Source organism: Hymenobacter aquaticus, assembly GCF_004765605.1.
GTDB lineage: Bacteria > Bacteroidota > Bacteroidia > Cytophagales > Hymenobacteraceae > Hymenobacter > Hymenobacter aquaticus.
In genome coordinates, this window is record NZ_SRLC01000003.1 from 611,549 (window position 1) to 630,613 (window position 19,065).

Below are 19,065 nucleotides of genomic sequence, written 5' to 3' on the forward strand. Positions count from 1 at the left end.
AGCGGGGCGGTAAAATTAGCGGAACACTATTTCATTTTCTGAAAATATTCACTCACCTCCCGCTGATAGTACGGCGTGAGGGCCGGCGGAACCGTCCGTAACAGCTCTGTCTGCCTGTTTTTCTGCTGCTTATATTTCTCAAAAGCGGGCGGAAACACCGGCGGACGGCTCTGTGCGGTCTGCGCTTCGCGCTTGTCATCCTGGTCCCGCTCCCGGGCCGATTTCTCGACTTCCAGCAAGCGGGTCATGATTTGGCGCTGACGCAGAATGGTTTGCTCCGTTAGCCGCTTATTTACGAGGTCGGTTTCGGTTTGTTCCATTAATTTCTTCAATTCGCCGGTGCCGCCCGCCCCATTCTGGCCTTTGCCCTCCTTGCTGCCCTGCTGCAGTTTGTCGAGCTCTTTGAGGGCTTCACGGAGCATTTGCTGCTGTGCGGCGAGCTTGGCCAGATCTTCCGAGAGGGCCCGGCCGGTTTTGCCGCTCTGCTGGAGCTGCTGAATCTGCTGGTTGAGTTGCTGCTGCATCTTGCCCAGCTGCCCTTCGCCGGGCGAGCTGCCTTTCTTCTTCTTTTTGCCGCCGGGCTTGCCCCCGCTCTGCTGGCTCTGCTGCCCCTCGCGCTGCTGCTGCTGCATCTGTTGCAGGGCGTCGTTGAGCATCAGGGCCAGGTTGTTCATGCTGGTCATGGCCAGCTGCTGGCTGCTGGTGGCCCGGCCCACGTTGCGCTGCCGGATCTGGTTCATGGACTCGTCCATCTGCCCGTTCATCTCGCCTACTTCCCGGGTTACGAACGACTGGATCTGGAACACCTTCTTGGCCAGGGCATACAACGAGTCCTGGATGATGGCCGCGTCGTCCCGGAGCTTGCGCTGGTTCTGGCCCAGCTGCACGAAGCGCGGGTCGGTCTGGTCGACCTGGCGGAACTGCTTCATCAGGTTTTCCTGGTCGAAGCTGAGGGTAATCAGGTTGTCGAGGATGTCGCGCAGGTCGTCGATGTTCTGCTGCTGCTGCTCGTCCTGGTCCTCTTCCTGCTGCTGCTTCATCTTCTGGGCCATCTGCTGCATTTTCTGGGCGGCCTGCTTCTGGCTCTGGCTGGCTTTCTTGTTCTGGTTTTTACCCAGCTGCTCCTGGCTGTCCTGCTGCTGCTGGTCCACGTCCTGCTGGTCCTGCTTCAGGTCGTCGGCGCCGTTCTGGTTGTCGAGCTGCTCGTCCATCTTCTTGAGGTCTTCCAGGTCCTTTTTCACGTCCTGGAACTCCTGCTGCTTGTCGGCCTGCTGCTGCTTGAGCTGCTCCTGTTTCTGCTGCTGCTCTTGCTTCGAGTCGCCTTTCGGCTGGTTGTCCTTGTCGTTTTTCTCGGTTTGCTCGGCCAGCTTTTCCTGCTCCTGGGCCAGCTGCTCCAGCTTTTCGGTGGTTTGCTCCAGCTTCTGCTCAAACTGCAATTGCTTGAACATCTCCAGGGCGCGCCCCAGCTCTTTCTGCAGAGTGTTTTCCTTGTTTTCGAGCTGCTGCAGCATCTTTTGCAGCTGGGCGTCGGGCGTCTTCTGCTCTTCCAGCAGCTTCTGCAGCTGGTCGTAGAGCTTCTTGGTTTCGGGGTCGAGCAACGAGTCCATGAGCTTCTTAAGCTCCTCGGCTTTTTCACGTAGCTCCTCGCTTTTGGGGTCGAGCTGGTCCTGCTTCTGGGTCAGCTCCTCGAACATCTTCTTCATGTCGGCCAGCTGCTGGTCCATCTGCTGCTTTTGCTCGAGCATGTCCTGGAGCTGCTTTTTGTCCTGGAAGTTGAGGTTGCGCTTGGTTTTGAGCTTGTCCTCGGTCTTGGCCATTTCCCGCTCCAGCTTCTTCGACTTCTCGGCCGCCTGGCTCAGCTGGTTCTGCACCGACTGCGACTGAGCGTTCATCTGCTCCCGCAGCTCCTTGGTGGACGGTAGCCGGAACTCCGCCGCCCGCGTCCGGGCCGACTTAGAGCCGTGCACGCCGTCGTTGTCCCACACCTGCAGGAAGTATTCCACCCGGTCGCCGGGCTTCAGGTTGAGTGGGGCCAGGTCCCACTGGTAGGCGTAGCTCTGGCTGGGGCCGCTTTGCAGGGCCAGGGCGCGGGCCTTGTAGTCGCCATTCGGGCGGGCCTTGGACGTCACGCGGTAGTGGAGCTGCAAGCGGCTCAGGCCGTAGTCGTCGCGCACCGCGCCGCCCAGGGCCAGGTAGCGCAGCGAGGTGGTATCGGCAAAGCTCTCGACCGTAATTTCCGGCACCAGGTCCGGAATGGCGGTAATCTGGTACTGGATTGGGTTTCGGTTGAGGCTGGCCGCGTTGCGCAGGCGCACGGCGTACTCCTGGCTTTTCAGAATGCGGCGCGAGGTTTCAAACCCCTCCCCCGCCGCGGTGGCCGTTACCGTTTCGTTCGGGTTGGTGAAGAGCAATTGCAGCTCGTCGGTGGCGGCGGTGCTGAACTCCCAGCGCACGGTGCTGCCCTCGGGCACGGTCAGGTTGCCGGTGTTGCGGATGGTTTCGGCGGGCTTGCCGATGTAGGTCGGGTAGGTGACGTGCACGGCGAAGTCGCGCAGGTTGGGCCGCTCGCGCACCAGCAGGTCGTAATCATCGGAGGTGAAGCCGGCGGCCGAAAGCTGAAACTCCACGTCGCGCTGCAGCTGCTTGAACTCGTAGGTGTAGCGGTTGCCGCTCTGCTTGCTCAGGCGCCGCTCCCGGCCCCCGTACACGATGTTGATTTCGTTGGGCAGGGCCTCGCCTTCCACCGTCACGGCCAGCGCGTAGTTTTCGCCCTTGAAGGCCTTCAGGTCCTTATTCTCGACGATAAACCGGAACGGGGCCGGCGGCGAGTAGGCGCGGTTGTAGTGGAAAATCCGGTCGGTGCCCTGCACGAACAGGGCCGGATACACGAGCAGGAGCAGCAGCATGATGCCGGCCGGCACGGCCACGTACTTCCACAGCGGCCGGGTCTGGGCCTTGATGTTGATGCCCTGGCTGAACTCCAAACCGGTAAGCTGACCGGCGCGCTGCTCGAGGCTGGCGGCAATCAGCTCGTTTTCCCGGGCCTGACCCTGGAGCTGCAGGGCGTTGAGCAGCTTGTCCTGCACCTGGGGGAATAATTCGCCGACGCGCTGGGCGGCCTGCTCGTCAGAGAGCAGGCGGCGCAGGTTGGTGAGGGCGGCCAGGGGCTGCCAGATCCAGTGGACGAAGGCGTAGACCGTCAGGGCCAGGAAGCCGAACAGCAGCCCGCCCCGCACCCAGGTGGGCAGGTACAGGAAATATTCCAGGGTGTTGAATACCAGGAACAGCGTGAGCAGCAGCCCGCCCGCCACCAGCGCGCCGCGCACCAGCAGGTTCAGGTAAAACTTCCGCTTAAAGGCATTTAGTTGCGCCAGAACCTGCTCCAGGGCCGGCGCATTCGTAGTCGTTACAGGCACAGATTCTTTCTCCAGAAACTAAAAGGGCCCAGCACAGACCCCTCGGAAAGATACGCAATATAGCCGCCGGGGCTGCATCGGGCCCCGGCAGCTAAACGACAACAAGCCAGGGGTAAATTGTTCCGCCCGAGCCGGGCCGCCCGGAGCGGGGCCCAGCCGGGCGCGGGAAGGCCACCCAACCCGCCGGAATACCTGCCGAAGTTTCTCGGGTGGCCCGCGACAGGTTTCGTGGGCCATCCTCGGTTTCTCGGAACGCTGAAATAATGTTGTTCAGGCCAGTCAGCGCTTTTGAACGGTGTAGAGACGCGTATTCGCGTCTCAATCGTTGCTGATGGTGTTTATTCCAACGACTATCGTTCAACGATTGAGACGCAATTATGCGTCTCTACATCGTTCTATAAAGAACAAAAGCCCGGCTCCACGTCGGAACCAGGCTTTTGTGAGAAGGGAAAAATCGGCTACTCGGCCTTTTCCTTCACTTTAACGCTGTCGTCGTCCTTTTTCTGCTTGCGCTTGGCCTTGCGGCCGTCGGCGTCCTTGGTTTTGGACTTGGCTTTCTTCACGTCGGCGGCGGCGGCTGGGGCGGCCGGGGTGGCCGTCACGGTGCTGGTGACCGGCACGTTGGGGGTGAGGCGGTTGCCCTCGGCGTCCATTTCCACGATATCGTAGCCCAGGGTGGTGATGCCGGGGTACACCTTGTTCCGGTCGCCGACTACCACGATGTACATGTTGTCGGTGGGCAGGTACTTGGTGGCAATGGCCTGCACGTCTTCTTTCTTCAGGGCCTTGAGAATGGCGCTCTGCTGCTGCACGAAGTCGGGGGTGAGGTCGTACTCGAGCAGGCGGGCCAGGAAGGCGGCCTTCTGCTGGCCAGTTTCGTACTTCAGCGCGTCGCTCTGGCCCACGGAGGTTTGGAGCAGCTGCAATTCGTCATCCGAAATGCCGGTGGTGAAGCCCTTCAGCTCCTTGTTGAACTCGATGAGCGAAGCCGTGGTGGCGTCGGCCCGCACGCCGGCCTGGGCCGTGAAGGGACCCACGTAGCGCGTGCCCCGGAAGCCGGAGTAGGCCCCGTAGGTGTAGCCCTTTTCCTCGCGCAGGTTGTGGTTGATGCGGCTGGCAAACGAGCCGCCGAGCAGGTAGTTGGCCAGGTACGCCCGGTAGTATTCCCCGGTGGCATCGTAAGGCAGGGCCAGGTAGCCAATGCGGATTTCCGACTGAGCCGCATCCGGTTTGTTGACGAAGTAGATGCGGGTTTTGTCGGGCTGCTTGCCGGGGTTACCGGCCGGCAGCGTCAGGCCCTTGCGGTTCCAGCTCTGCAAGAAGCCCAGCTTGCTGACCACGTCCTTCTGCTCCACGTCGCCCACGATGACCAGGTGCGACAGGTCGGGGCCGTAGTACTGCTGGTAGAACTGCTTTACGTCGTCCAGGGTCAGGCTTTGCACCGTGCTGGTGGTGCCGCTCACGGGCACGCTCATGATGTCGCCGGGACCGTAAAGCAGGGCGTTGTAGGTTTTGTCGGCAATGACCGTGGGCTGGGTGCTCTGGTTGGCAATGGCCTCCAGGGTCTGCTTCTTGACGCGGGCAAAGTCGGCCGCGTCGAAGCGGGGGCGCAGCAGGATTTCCTCCAGCAAGGCCAGGGTGGCGGGCAGGTTCTTGGTCAGACTCTGCACTTCCACCAGGGTATTGTCGGTGCCGGGCCGCACGCTAATGGAGCTGCCGAGGCGGTCCAGGGCGTCGGAGAGCTGCTCGCCGGTGTATTTCTGGCTGCCTTCGTTCAGCATGGCTGCCGTGAGGGCCGCCACGCCGGCCTTGCCGGGGTTGAGCTGTTCGAGGCGGTGGCCGCCGCGGATGGTGAGCAGCAGGTTCACGGTGGGCACCTCGGTGCTGCGGCTGCCCATCACGCGCAGGCCGTTCTGAAACTGCTGCTGCCACAAGGCGGGCACTTTCACCACGGGGTTGGCACCCGCGCCGGGCATTTTGCTCCGGTCGAAACCGTCCTTGGCCTTCACGTAGGTCAGGTTCTTGTACTCGTCGGCCGGAGCCTGGTAGCCTTCCTTGGTAATGGCGTAGTTATCGGGCTTGGCCGGCGCACCGGGGGCCGACTTCGGCAGCACGCTCAGCACCACCGCCTTTTTGCCCTTGATGTACTGGGTGTACACCCGCTGCACGTCGGCCTTGGTCAGGGCCCGCAGGCGCTGCAGCTCCACGGTGATATAGTTCGGGTTGCCGGTGTAGGTCTGGTTGGCGGCCAGGCGGCTTACCTTGCCGCTCACGCTGCTCAGGCTGCTCACCAGGTCGGCTTCGCGGCTGGCCTTGAAGCGCTGCAAGTCCTCGTCTTTCACGCCGCGGCGCTCAAACTCGCTCAGCGTCTGGCGCACCCGGTAGTCGAGGCTGTCGAGGCCCTTGCCGGGGTAGGCCCGGGCCGAAAGGGTAAACTCCCCGCTCAGCTCGGAGGTGGGGTGGTAGGCCTGGGCTGACACGGCCCGCTGGGTTTTAATCAGGTTTTTGTAGAGCAGGGAGTTTTTGCCGCCCCCGATGATGTCGGCCAACGCATCCAGGGCCGTTTCGTCGGGGTGGTTCTGGGGCACCGTGGGAAACACGAGCTGCACCAGCGGGAAGCGCACGTTGTCCTGGTAGCTCACGTAGCGGTCCTGAGTGAGCTTGGGCGCGGGCAGCTTCACGTTCTGCACCGCCGGCCCCCGGTTGATGCCCCCAAAGTACTTTTCGGCCATAGCCACTACCTCGGCCGGCTTCACGTCGCCGCCCACCGTGAGCGTGGCGTTATTGGGGCCGTACCAGCGCAGGAAAAACTGCTTTAAGTCATTTACATCCGAGCGGTCCAAGTCGTCGAGGTAGCCGATGGTCAGCCAGCTGTAGGGGTGGCCGTAGGGGTACAGGGTTTTGGAGGTATACTCGCCCACCAGGCCGTAGGGGCGGTTGTCGTAGTTCTGGCCCCGCTCGTTTTTCACCGTGGCCCGCTGCACCTCAAAGCGCTTCTGGGTTACGGCGTCGAGCAGGAAGCCCATGCGGTCGGCTTCCAGCCACAGGGCCCGCTCCAGCTGGTTGCTCGGAATGGTTTCGTAGTAGTTGGTCCGGTCCCGGGTGGTGCTGCCGTTGTTGGTGCCGCCCGAGCCGATAATCACCTTATCGAACATGCCCTGGGGGGCGTGGTCGGAGCCCTCAAACATCATGTGCTCGAAAAAGTGGGCAAAGCCCGACTTGCCGATCTGCTCCCGGGCCGAGCCCACGTGGTAGGTCACGTCCACATGCACCAGCGGGTCGGAGTGGTCTTCGGTCACGATGAGCGTCAGGCCGTTGGGCAGCACGTACTTCTCGTAAGGAATCACCAGCTCGCCGGGCTTGCGGGTAATTTTCTCGACGAGGCGGGTGCCGGTAGCCGAAGCCGCCGGGGCGGCCGTAGTAGGTTTTTTCTGCTGGGCCGAAGCCGGGGTAGTTGCCAGGGCGGCGCCCAGGCCAAGCAGCAAAAGGGAGTGTTTGCGCATAGAAAGGAAAATCAGGAAGGAAGCGGGAAGGTACTCAGTAGTCCGTCAACAGACATGGCCACAACGCCACGCGTTGCGCGGTGGTGTGCCTGCAACGGACAAGGCGGGCCGGGAAGTTCGTTTTGAGCGCAGCCGCGGGCTCCGTTGGGCGCCCCGGCCGTAATGGCTGCCCGGCCGGGGCTTCTTGCTCCGCCGGGAAGCGGCGGGGTAAAACAATCCGGGGCCCGTTCGTTGTTTACTCACGATTAGCCCCCGCCCGGGGCCTGCTTCCCTCCTTTCCTTTGCGTTGCGTGTCTATTCCCACTGCCGAACTTGAGTACCTGCGCCTGTCGTACCGGCCTGATCTGCGCATTCTGTTTCTGCGCTGGACGCGGCTGGTCAGCTCCGCTGAGCACCGGGCGGGCTACCAGGCGGCCCTGAGGTTCGCCCAGCCGCACCAGGCCGGCCACTGGCTGATTGACCTGCGCATCCGCGGGCTGGCCGAGGCCGAAGACTTCGCCTGGATTATCACTACGTTTCGGCAGGAAATGCAGCGGGTGCTGCCCGCCGTGGCCTTCCGCATTGCCTACCTGGTTACGCCCTACCAGCAGGAGCTCATCAACAGCCGCCTGGTGAGCCAGGAAACGATGTTCCGCACCTTTGTGGAAGAGCAGTCGGCCTACCAGTGGCTGGCCCAGTCACATTCTACCAACGAATAATCAGTCACTAAAAAAGCCTCTCCCGTTGCCGGAAGAGGCTTTTGCGGCGCGGAGCAGCCGTAAGGCTTACAGGCGCGGGTCGGTTTCCACGGGCGCGTCGTAGGCCGGAGTGGCCAGGGCCGAGGGCTCGGTCTGCGGCAGGCGAATGTCATCGGCGTCGTTGACCCGCAGCGTGAGCAGGCCGGAGATGATCATCGACACGCCGCCCAGCACCAGCGTGTACACCGATTCGCCGTGGAACACGCTCTTGGTGAAAAAGCCCAGAATCAGGCCAGCCACCACCTGCGGAATCACGATGAAGAAGTTGAACACGCCCATGTAGTAGCCCATTTTATTGGCGGGCAGGGCCCCGGCCAGCATGGCGTAGGGCACGCTCAGAATCGAGGCCCAGGCCACGCCCACGCCCACCATCGAGAGCAGCAGCAGGTTGGGGTTCTGGATAAAGTAGATTGAAATCAGCCCCAGGCCGCCGGCGGTGAGGCAGAGCAGGTGCGTGACGCGGCGGCTGGTAGCCCGGGCAATAACGGGCAGCAGCAGGGCGGCAATGGCCGAAACGCCGTTGTAGACGGCAAAGCATACGCCCACCCAGTCGGCGCCCTCGTTGTAGAGCTTGGAGGTGGTATCGGTGGTGTGGTAAATGTGGCTGGTCACGGCCGGCGTGGTGTAAATCCACATTGAAAACAGCGCCAGCCAGGAGAAAAACTGCACCACGGCCAGCTGGGCCATGGTAGCGGGCATGTGGAAGATACCGCCAAACGACTCCCGGATGCCGTTCCAGAAACCCGCCGTGCGCCGCTTTTCCTCCTCAAACTCGGCCAGGTTTTCCGGCGGATATTCCTTGGTGCGAATTACCGTCCAGAGTACGGCCAGGAAAAACACGATGCCGCCGATGTAGAAAGCGTACTTCACCGACAGCGGAATCTGGCCGGCGGGGGCCGTGTTCGGCACGTCAAACCAGTTGGTAAACATCCAGGGCAGCGACGAGGCCACCACGGCCCCCACCCCGATAAAGAACGTCTGGGCCGCGAAGCCGGTGGTGCGCTGCGCCGAGGGCAGCAGGTCGCCGACCAAGGCCCGGAACGGCTCCATGCTGATGTTGATGCTGGAGTCCATAATCCAGAGCATGCCCACGGCCATCCACAGCGCCGTGACGTTGGGCATTACCAGCAGGGCAAACGAGGCCAGAATGGCGCCCACCAGGAAAAACGGGCGCCGCCGGCCCCACGTCGGGCTCCAGGTGCGGTCCGACATATACCCGATGATGGGCTGCACCAGCATGCCGGTCAGGGGGGCCGCCAGCCAGTACAGGGCAATTTCGGTGCCGCCCAGGGTTTCGAAGATGCGGCTTACGTTGGCGTTCTGCAACGCAAAGCCAAACTGGATGCCCAGAAAGCCGAAGCTCATGTTCCAGATTTGCCAGAAGCTCAGGCGGGGTTTCGTACGGGTGTCGGCGGAAGTGGTGGCCGCTACGCTGGATGCCATTTGTGGGGAATTTTAGGGAGATTTTAGTGCTTGGTGCCTGAACTTAGTGCCTGGTGCCTGGTACTTAGTGCTTGGTGCTTGGTGCCTAGTGCTTAGAGTGTACTTCCTAAGCACCAGGCACTAAGCACTAGGCACTAAACCCTACTCCTTGGCCTTGATTTCGAATACGTAGGCGCTCAGGGGCGTCAGGGTGATGGTCAGGTTTTCGGTGGCCGGGGCGTTGTTCAGCACGTCGGTGTAGGTGTAGAACTTGGTCGGGTCGAGGCCCATAGCCTGCATGGCCGACTTGGGAATGTCGATTTTGGGCGTCAGGGTTACGTCCTTGCTGAAGTTGGCGATGATGAGCAGCTTCTGCTTGTCGGTGTAGCGCAGGTAGCTGTAGACGCGGCGCTGGTCGTAGTTTTTGCCCAGGTTGTTGGCGTCCTGCAATTCGTAGAACTTACCCTTGCGGATAGCGTCGCTGGTGCTGGTCAGGTTGAGCAGGCGGGAGTAGAAGTCGCGCAGCTGCTTTTGCACCCCGTCGAGCTTGCCGCCGTCAAACTTGCCGCCGTTCATCCACTTCTGGTGCTCGGGCACGCCCCAGTAGTCGAAGATGGTGGTGCGGCCGTCGGCGCCGCTGAAGCCTTCCGAGCCGTTGGCCGGTTCGCCCACTTCCTGCCCGAAGTACACCATCACCGGCCCCGAGCCCAGCGTGGCCGACACCGTCATGGCCGGAATTGCGGTGCGCGGGTCGCCGGCAAACTCCTTGGAGGCAATGCGCTGCTCGTCGTGGTTTTCCAGGAAGCGCAGCATGCGGGAGCCGAAGCCCCGGCTTTCCTCGCTCCACACCTTGGTAATGTCCTCGGTGGTGCCCGAGCCGGTCATCAGGCGGCGCAGGCCGTCGTAGAGGCCCACCTTGTCGTAGAGGTAGTCGAATTTGCCCTTCTCCAGGTAGTTCTTATACTCCTTGGGGTTGTAAGCCTCGCCCATGAAGATGATGTCGGGCTTCACCTTTTTCACCTCCGGAATCACCCAGGCCCAAAACTCAGTGGGCACCATCTCGACCATGTCGCAACGGAAGCCGTCCACGTCTTTCTGGGCCCAGTACACCAGGATGTCGCGCATCTTGAGCCAGGTGTCGGGCATGGGCTCGAAGTGGGTCTTGCGGCCGTTCTGGTAGTCCACGCCGTAGTTCAGCTTCACGGTTTCGTACCAGTCGTCTACCTTGGGCGCTTCCGAAAACACGTCGTTGCCGCTGGCCTTGGCCGGGGTTTCCACAAACTTGCCGTCTTCCTTGGGGCCCAGGGCTGCGCCCAGCGGGTTGCCGGCCTTGGGCACCACCAGGCTCTTGCCGGGCAGGTAGTAGAAGTTGTTGTTGGGGGCAAAAGCCACCGTCTTGTCGTCCTTCTCGCCCAGGTCAATTACGCCCGCGGGTTTGGCATTCGACTTATAGCTGCGGGCTACGTGGTTGGGAATGAAGTCGATAATAACTTTCAGGCCGTTGGCGTGGGTGCGCTTCACCAGGGCCTCAAACTCCTGCTTGCGGGTTTTCACGTCCACGGCCAGGTCGGGAGCAATGTCGTAGTAGTCCTTGATGGCGTAGGGCGAGCCGGCCCGGCCTTTCACCACGTCGGCATCGTCGGGGCCGGGGCCGCCGGTTTTGGTGAAGTCGCTCATCGTGGCGTGCTCCAGTACGCCGGTGTACCACACGTGGCTCACGCCCAGCTTCTTGATGGCCTGCAAAGCCACATCGTTGATGTCGTTGAACTTGCCCACGCCATTCTCCTCGTTGGTGCCGTAGGGCTTGTTGAGCGCCTTTTTGTTGCCAAACAGGCGGGTCATCACCTGGTAAATCACCAGCTTATGATCCTGCGGTACTTCGTCGGTGGTATTGGGGTCGGCGGCAGCGGTAAAAGACTCAGACACGGCAGAAATAGAACTCGGAAGTGGAACAGCGAAAGAAGCCAAAGCCAAACTAGCGGCCACGGCAGGCAGGAGCAGTTTTTTCATAGTGGGGAAGATAGAGGATTAATGTGCTGATGTGCTAATGTGGGTGAATGTGCTAATGAAAGAAATCGGGCAACCCGGAGGGCACCCTGTTCATTTTTCATACTTGCCTCATTAGCACATCAGCACATTAAGAATTAGCACATTAAAACCTTACCATTCTTGCGTGAGCGGGTGGAGCATGAGCTCGTCGACGACGACGTGGGCGGGGGCTTCCAGGACGTAGCGCACGGCCTGGGCCACATCGGCGGGCTTGAGGTGGGTTTTCTCCGAGTCGGGGTTGCCGGGCTTGGATTCGTTGAAATAGGTATCGACCAGGCCCGGGTAGATGGTGCTGACCTTGATGCCGTGGGGGCGCACTTCCTTGCGCAGGGAGCCCAGCAGGGCATCCTGGGCAAACTTGCTGGCCCCGTACACCGTGCCGTGCTCGAAGGTGCGCCGGGCCACGTCGGAGGTGATGCCCACGATGTGGCCGCTCTTTTGGGCTTTGAAGTGGGGAACTAGAAACTTGCAGAACAGGAAGGTGCCCTTCACGTTCACGTCGAAGATTCGGTTCCACTCGTCGGCGGCGTTGTTTTCGAGCAGGTTGAACGAGCCCACCCCGGCGTTGCAGACCAGGATATCCACGTGGCCGTAGTGGCGAATGGCTTCGTCGACGACGTTTTGCACGTCGGCCTCGTCGGCTACGTCGGCCGGAATGGCCAGGCCGTTGGTTTTGTGGGCCAGCTCGTCCAGCTCGTCGGTGGAGCGGGCCACGGATACCACTTTGGCACCCTGCATGGCCAGCAGCAACGACACGGCCCGCCCGATACCCCGCGAGGCTCCGGTGACAATGGCGACTTTATCGGTGAGGTCGTTCATATTCTGATGTTTTTAGCCCGCAGAGGGCGCGGTGTTTTCGCAGATGACGCAGTGTTCTTATAACCCGTTCACTTTACGGAAGATGCCGGCTTTTATGAGCGGAACGTTGAAATTGATGAGCAGGCCGAGTTTATGGCCGGAGAGCTTGAGGTAAGTGAGCAATTGCATATGGTGTACTTCGAGCAGCACTTCCACCGATTTGAGTTCAACGACAACTTTGTCTTCGACGAGTAAATCCATACGGAAGCCGTTTTCGAGTCGTAGGCCATCATACAATACTGGCAGGGCTACTTGAGTGCTTACCGTCAGCCCTGCTTTGCGCAACTCGTGGCTCAGCAAGGTCTCGTAAACTGATTCCAGCAAGCCCGGTCCCAGCGCCGTGTGAATCGCAAAAGCGGCCTGTCGGATCAAAAAAGATATGTCGTTCTCGTGCATCTCTGCGTCCTCTGCGTGAACACTGCGCCCTCTGCGGGCTAAAACACTCAGAACGAAATATACCTATTTCCGCAGCTCCACCACCACGGCCGACCAGCCCGGCACCTTGAAGGTCTTCAGGTCGGAAACGGCCGCGCCCGACACCACTTCCGTGCCCGACGAGTACCCATTGAGCCGCTCGGCAAAGCGCCCCCCATCCACGGTTTTCTCGTCCTGATTGGAGTTGAGCATCACCATCACGGTTTCGCCCTGGTCGTTGTAGCGGAAGTAGGTGTAGATGCCATCCTGGGGAATAAACTGCATCAGCTTGCCGGTTTGCAGCACCGGGTGGGCCTTGCGGTAAGTGCCCAGCTTGCTCACGTAGTTGAACGCCTCATTCTCCGGCTCCGTGCGGCCGGCGGCAGTGAACTTATTGGTTTTGTCTTCCTTCCAGCCCCCGGGAAAGTCGGCGCGCACCAGGCCGTCGGGCGCGGAGAAGTTCTTCATCAGAATCTCGGTGCCGTAGTAGATCTGCGGAATGCCGCGCGTGGTCAGCAGCCAGGCAAAGCCCATTTTCAGGCGGGGCAGGCTTTCCCCAATCACCGAGTAGACCCGGCTCATGTCGTGGTTGTCCATGAACACCACGTTGCGGGTGGCGTCCTCGTAGAGCCAGTCGCCCTGCAGCGCGTCGTAGAGCTTGGTCACGTTGCCCTTTTCCTTCAGCGCATCCTGAATGGCATAGTTCGACTGGAAGTCGAGCACGCCGGGCAGGTTGGACTTGAAGCCGTTGACGGGCGGCAGAATGTTGCGGGCAAAGAAGGCCTGCTGGGCCGTGCTGCCCACCCAAGCCTCACCAAACATGCCCAGCTGCGGGTACTCCTCGAGCAGAGCCTTGCCCCAGGCCATCAGGAACTTGGGGTCCGAATACGGGTAGGTGTCGATGCGGTAGCCGTCGAGGCCGGTGTATTCCACCCACCACAGGAAGTTCTGGATGATGTAGGTGGCCACCAAGGGGTTGCTCTGGTTCACGTCGGGCATGGACGTGTCAAACCAGCCTTTGTTGTAGAGGTCCAGGTCGCGCTGGGCGCCGTAGGGGTCGTTCAGGGCCTGGGAGTTGTAGTTGCTGCGCGTGAAGGCCGGCCACTGGTTGAACCAGTCCTTGGCGGGCTGATCCAGAAACAGGTTGCTGTAGCTGCCGATGTGGTTGAGCACCACGTCGTGAATGACTTTCAGGCCGTTCTGGTGGGCTTTCTGCACAAACTGGGCGTATTCCTCGGTGGTACCGTAGCGCGGGTCGCAGCTGTAGAAGTCGGTCAGGGCGTAGCCGTGGTAGCTGGTCTTGGGCATGTCGTTGGTGGTCACCGGCGTGGGCCAGATAGCCGTGACTCCCAGGCTCTTGAGGTAGTCGAAGTGCTGCTCAATGCCCTTCAGGTCGCCGCCGTGGCGGGCGTACATCGAGTCGCGGGCAATGTGGCCCACGCGGGTGCCTTTCACCACGTCGTTTTTCGGGTCGCCGTTGGCAAAGCGGTCCGGCATCAGGAAGTAGATGAAGTCGGAGCTGTTGATGCCCTGCACCCGGCTTTTGTCGGTGCTGCGGGCCCGCAGTTCGTAGGCGTACTTCAGCTTGGTTTTGCCGCCCGCAAAGCTCAGTTGCAGCTTGCCGGGTCGGGCCTCGGGCGAAATCGTGAGGTTGACCAGCAGGTAGTTCGGGCTTTCCAGCTTCTGGGTGCCGTCGAGCGTCACGCCGGGGTAGGCGGCCAGGGTCAGCTTGCTGTCGGCAATGCCGGGGCTGTGCACCAGCAGCTGCAGCTTGGGGTTTTTCATGCCCACCCACCAGAAGGTCGGTTCGATGCGGGTGGCCGAAGCGGCTTTGGCGGGGGCCGCCACGGCCACTGCCGGGGCTTCGGCGGCCGTGGCGGGAGCCAGGGGAGCCGCGGCCAGCAGGACCCCGGCGAGCAGGGACGGAAAGGTTGGGAATTTCATGGACGAAATCAGGTCAGCGGGGCAGAGAGGCAGCAAGGTACCTGTAGCAGCCGGGGCATGCAATATGAAACCGGTACGAAAGTCGGGAAACTGGGTTTATAGCCTGTTTTAAGCGGAAAAAGCCCGGATTTTACTGGCCGTCCCCGGGTTTTTGTTGCGTTGTTTATTCGTTTTTGAGTCGCCGGTGCAGCCCGGAAACAGCCCGGCCCGGAATTTCATTTAGACGAGCCAGCCCTATTTACTGGTCCCACCGGCAAAAAAGAAGCTCGAATGCAAACGTTTGCTCTGAGGCTCACCCCGTTCGGGCTTTTTTTAAGTCCGGAATTGTGCTGACCTTGGCGGCTTGGAGGGCCGCCTGCCGGCCGCTCTCCGCTTCACTTCTTCCCTCCCATCTTCTCATGCCCTTCCAGTTCCAACCATACGCGCCGGCCGCCGAATTTTCCACCCAGGCCGCGTACTTCTCCATGGAGTTTGCCCTCGACCAGGCCCTGAAAACCTACTCGGGTGGCCTGGGCTTCCTGGCCGGCTCCCACATGCGCTCGGCCTACGAGCTCAAGCAGAACCTCATCGGCATCGGCATGCTCTGGAGCTACGGCTACTACGACCAGGGCCGCAACGAAGACCAGACCATGCGGGCTGATTTCCGCCTGAAGCATTACTCCTTCCTCGAAGACACCGGCCTGGTGTTCCCCATCACCATTCACGGGGCCGAGGTGAAAGTGAAGGCCATGTACCTGGCTCCCGACACGTTCGGCACGGCCCCGATGTTCTTCCTGACCACCGACATTCCCGAAAACGACTACATCTCGCGCACCATCACCCACTACCTCTACGACGCCGACACGGCCGCCCGCGTGGCGCAGTCGATGGTGCTGGGCATCGGGGGCGGTAAGCTGCTCGACTTGCTGGGCGTGCCGATGGATACCTACCACCTCAACGAAGGCCACGGCCTGCCCCTGGCGTTTTACCTCTACGAAAAGCACGGCCGCAGCCTGGCGGAAGTCCAGAAGCGCCTGGTATTCACGACCCACACGCCCGAGCTGGCCGGCAACGAGGAGCACCCCATGAAGCTGCTCACCGACATGACCTTCTTCGGCACCGTGCCCGCCGACGAAATCCGCCGCGTGGCCCGCGTGGAGAACGAGACGCTGAACTACACGCTCACGGCCCTGCGCTTCTCGCGCAAGGCCAACGCCGTATCGAAAGTGCACGGCATCGTGGCCAACGAAATGTGGGGCCACTACGAAGGCATCTGCCCCATTATCCCGATTACCAACTCCCAGAACGGCACCTACTGGCGCGACGCCGAGCTGCACGCGGCCTTGGAAGCCAACGACGACCAGGCCCTGAAAGCCCGGAAGCGGGAGCTGAAAAAGGAGCTGTTTGCCTTCGTGGCCGACCAGACCGGCACCCTGCTCGACCCGGACGTGCTGACCGTGGTGTGGGCCCGCCGCTTTGCCGGCTACAAGCGCGCCAACCTGATTCTGCACCACTTCGAGCGGTTTGCCGAAATGGTCAGCAAGCAGGACCGGCCGGTGCAGGTCATCTGGGCCGGCAAGCCCTACCCCAAGGACTACGGCGCCATCGGCATGTTCAACGACATCATTCAGCGCACCCGGCAGTTTAAGAACTGCGCCGTGCTGACCGGCTACGAGCTGGGCCTCTCCCGCCTGCTCAAAACCGGCTCCGACATCTGGCTGAACACGCCCCGCTTCCCCCGCGAAGCCTCCGGCACCAGCGGCATGACGGCCGCCATGAACGCCAGCCTGAGCCTGAGCATCCCGGACGGCTGGATTCCGGAGTTCGTGCGCCACGGCGAAAACGGCTTCCTGCTGCCCCTGGCCGAACTCAACGAGCCCGAGCACGTGAAAGACGACGTAGAGGCTAAAGGCGTGCTCGACGTGCTGGAAAACGAGATTCTGCCCCTCTACTACGACGAGCCGGCCAAGTACCTGGAAGTGGCCAAAACCGCCATGCGCGAGGTGGAGCCCGAGTTTGAGTCGCACCGCATGGCTACCGAGTACTACGAGAAAATGTACACCGCGTAAGCCTGCTACGCCCCCGTTAAACCGCACAAAAAAGGCCCCACCTGGCAGCAGGTGGGGCCTTTTTTACGCGGTTTGGCTTCTTACTTGGCTTCGCCGGCTTCCGGCAGCACGGTTTGCAGCGTGGCCCACACGTTGTTGGCCAAAATCTTCTGGCCGGCCGCGTTGGGGTGTACGCCGTCGGGCAGGTTCAGCTGGCGTTGGCCCAGCACGCCTTGCAGCAGAAACGGCACGAAGGCCAGGCTGTTCTTGTCGGCCAGGGTGCGAAACAGCGCCTTGAACTCGGCGGCGTAGCGCCCGTACTGGTGGCCGCCCAGCACGCTCAGGTCGAAGGGAAACTCCAGGCCCACCAGCACGATGCGCGCTTTCGGGTACTTCAGCTTCACCTGGTCGATGATGGCCTGTAGGTTCTGGGTGGTTTCGCGGACGGGAATACCGCGCAGGCCGTCGTTGGCGCCCAGCTCCAGCACGAATACATCGACCGGCTGCCGGGCCAGCACGCTGGCAATGCGCTGCCGGCCGCCGGCCGTGGTTTCGCCGCTCACCCCGTAGTTGAGGGCTTTGTAGGGCAGCTGGAGCGAGTCGAGGCGCTGCTGGAGCAGGGACGGGAAGGCTTCGCTGGCGCGCAGCTGGTAGCCAGCGGTAAGGCTATTACCGAAGAAGAGGATGTTTTGCATAGGAGGACGAGGCACCACTGCCGGGGAGTGCGCAGCGGGAGTAGAATCGGCGGGGTTGCAGGCCGCCAGCAGCAGGCCCAGACTCAGGAGGCAGGAGTAGCGCATAGGCAGTAACCAACGAAATAGAATTGGGTTTGACAGCTTCTATACCGTTGTTTACGACCCTTAAGTTGTCGTTGGCCCACCTTATCTGCCCGCCGGTTTATTAGTATTTTAATATGTGCTTGGCTTCTTCGTAAATTTGAAGACCAAGAAGCCCGCCGGTGCCCGTCTCCCTCCTCGGAGTCGGAAGCGGGATTACCTGCGGATTGCCGGTGGCGGCAACGCTGGCCACCAGCCCGGTTCCGCTCCTTCTTACTTCGCTGCCTACCCCGCTATGAAACACGCTTTACCCTTCTGTGGAATGTTGTTGGCCGCCGTGCCGGCCGTGGGCCAGGGCCTTTCCAACCAAGGTGCCGTTATCAGCATTCAGTCCGGCGGCCAGCTGTCGGTTATCGGCGACGTTGTGGTGAACAGCGGCGGCACTATCGACAACGCGGGCACGCTGAGCCTGACCGGCAACTGGACCAACAACACAACCGGGGGCGTACTTAGTCCGGCCACCGGCACGGTGCAGCTGCTGGGCACTGCCACCCAGCAGATCGGGGGCAGCGGCACCACTACTTTCCACACCCTGGACGTGAGCGGCGCCAGCGCCGCAGCCCAGCTCATGGCGGATATTGCGGTGGGCAACAGCAACGGCCTGCTCGTGCTGGGCACCAACCAGCTGCAGCTCAATACCCACGTGCTGAACCTGAACAACGGCGCCACCTCGGCCATCAGCCGTACCACGGGCGCCTTGGTGAGCGAGAGCAGCCCGGCGGCCGGCTACGGGCGTCTCAACTGGCTCATTGGCTCCAACACGGGCACGTATACCGTGCCGCTGGCCAGCAGTGCCACCAGCGTGCCCATGACGGCCACCATCACGGTCGGCGGCAACAGCGCGGGCAGCCTGTCATTTGCCACCTACGGCACTGGCCCCGACAACCTGCCCCTGCCCTCCGGCGTGACGTCCATCCGGGGCAACTCGGCCTATACCCTGGACCGGTACTGGATTGTGCAGCCCACCAACTACACGCTGGCGCCCACTTCTACCCTGACGTTTGGCTACCTGACCTCCGAGTTCAACACGGCTCCGAACACCATTACGGAAGCCCGCCTGCGCCTGCAACGCTGGAACGGCTCGAACTGGGAAGGCTCGCAGGGCAGCGTGAGCGTGCCCAACAACACGCTGACTTCGGACCAGCAGAACACCTATGGCATCTTCACGGCCGCCGACCAGAACAACCCGCTGCCGGTGGAGCTGCGCGAGTTTGCGGCCCGGGCCCAGGATACGGATGCCTTGCTCAGCTGGTCGACGGCCTCGGAGCTGCACAACGAAGGCTTTTTCGTGGAAGTGAGCCTGGATGGCCAGACCTTCCAGCGCGTGGGCTTCGTGGCCGGCAAAGGCACGACTACCGCCCCCCAGCAGTACCGCTTCACGGATGCCGGCGCGGCCAAGCGCGGCCAGCTCCAGTACTACCGCCTGCGCCAGCACGACACCAACGGCACGGACAGCTATTCGCCGGTGCGCACCGTGGCGTTTGCCCGGCCGGGCTTCAGCAGCCTGGCCGCCGCGCCCAACCCCGCGCAGCGCGCCTACACCATCTACCTGACGGCCGCCACGGCCCAGACCGTGCAGCTGTCAGTACACGATGCGCTGGGCCGCCTGGTGAGCCAGCAGCCGGTGGCGCTGCAAGCCGGCGAGAACAAGCTGCCCGCTACCTTCACGGCGGCCCAGCCGGTGGGCGTGTACCTACTCACGACCGTCATCGACGGGCAAGTACTGCGTACCCGCCTGGTGCGCGAATAAGCGGGCCGCGGCAGGAAATTAATGGCGGATTAAACCTTTTTGCCCGAAAAGCGCTTTAGATTTGCAGCCAGATAAGAATGGTTCTTATCTGGCTGCTTCATGTTTATCC

The 19,065-nt window shown here is 61.7% G+C and carries 11 protein-coding genes; 3 read left to right on the forward strand and 8 right to left on the reverse strand.

All coding sequences use genetic code 11. The features are described 5' to 3' along the window. Nucleotides 1-26: 26 nt before the first annotated feature. The gene (locus E5K00_RS22400) at nt 27-3,416 is read right to left on the reverse strand and encodes a DUF4175 family protein (RefSeq protein ID WP_135465533.1); all 3,390 of its coding nucleotides are present in this window, start codon (nt 3,414-3,416) and stop codon (nt 27-29) included. Between the two features lie 458 nt (nt 3,417-3,874). Further along, nucleotides 3,875-6,919 carry a M16 family metallopeptidase gene (locus tag E5K00_RS22405; protein WP_135465534.1) on the reverse strand — a complete coding sequence of 1,015 codons (3,045 nt, stop codon included), beginning with the start codon at nt 6,917-6,919 and terminating at the stop codon, nt 3,875-3,877. A 290-nt stretch (nt 6,920-7,209) separates the two neighbouring features. On the opposite strand from E5K00_RS22405, the gene E5K00_RS22410 reads away from it, so the two are divergent. Beyond that, the gene (locus E5K00_RS22410; protein ID WP_135465535.1) at nt 7,210-7,617 is read left to right on the forward strand and encodes a hypothetical protein; all 408 of its coding nucleotides are present in this window, start codon (nt 7,210-7,212) and stop codon (nt 7,615-7,617) included. A 66-nt stretch (nt 7,618-7,683) separates the two neighbouring features. Here the strand turns inward: E5K00_RS22410 and E5K00_RS22415 are convergent, their stop codons facing one another. From E5K00_RS22415 to E5K00_RS22435, 5 genes are all read right to left on the reverse strand, one after another. Then, nucleotides 7,684-9,099, reverse strand: a complete 1,416-nt coding sequence (locus E5K00_RS22415) for an MFS transporter (RefSeq protein WP_245328400.1) — start codon at nt 9,097-9,099, stop codon at nt 7,684-7,686. Between the two features lie 141 nt (nt 9,100-9,240). Further along, complete coding sequence (locus E5K00_RS22420; protein WP_135465536.1) at nt 9,241-11,088, reverse strand: alpha-amylase family glycosyl hydrolase; 1,848 nt, start codon at nt 11,086-11,088, stop codon at nt 9,241-9,243. Between the two features lie 150 nt (nt 11,089-11,238). Beyond that, nucleotides 11,239-11,946 (reverse strand): SDR family oxidoreductase, encoded by a 708-nt coding sequence (locus E5K00_RS22425; RefSeq protein ID WP_135465537.1) that lies wholly within the window; start codon nt 11,944-11,946, stop codon nt 11,239-11,241. Nucleotides 11,947-12,003: 57 nt separating this feature from the next. After that, complete coding sequence (locus E5K00_RS22430; RefSeq protein WP_135465538.1) at nt 12,004-12,381, reverse strand: GxxExxY protein; 378 nt, start codon at nt 12,379-12,381, stop codon at nt 12,004-12,006. A gap of 63 nt (nt 12,382-12,444) precedes the next feature. Then, a complete protein-coding gene (locus tag E5K00_RS22435; protein WP_135465539.1) occupies nt 12,445-14,343 on the reverse strand; it encodes a glycoside hydrolase family 13 protein in 1,899 nt (632 codons plus the stop codon). A 398-nt stretch (nt 14,344-14,741) separates the two neighbouring features. Here E5K00_RS22435 and glgP point away from each other — a divergent pair, with 398 nt between their 5' ends. After that, nucleotides 14,742-16,391 carry an alpha-glucan family phosphorylase gene (glgP, locus tag E5K00_RS22440; RefSeq protein WP_135465540.1) on the forward strand — a complete coding sequence of 550 codons (1,650 nt, stop codon included), beginning with the start codon at nt 14,742-14,744 and terminating at the stop codon, nt 16,389-16,391. An 80-nt stretch (nt 16,392-16,471) separates the two neighbouring features. Here the strand turns inward: glgP and E5K00_RS22445 are convergent, their stop codons facing one another. Further along, nucleotides 16,472-17,170 (reverse strand): arylesterase, encoded by a 699-nt coding sequence (locus E5K00_RS22445; protein WP_245328401.1) that lies wholly within the window; start codon nt 17,168-17,170, stop codon nt 16,472-16,474. A 271-nt stretch (nt 17,171-17,441) separates the two neighbouring features. Between E5K00_RS22445 and E5K00_RS22450 the strand changes: the two genes are divergently transcribed. After that, nucleotides 17,442-18,956 (forward strand): T9SS type A sorting domain-containing protein, encoded by a 1,515-nt coding sequence (locus E5K00_RS22450; protein WP_135465541.1) that lies wholly within the window; start codon nt 17,442-17,444, stop codon nt 18,954-18,956. Nucleotides 18,957-19,065 lie beyond the last annotated feature (109 nt).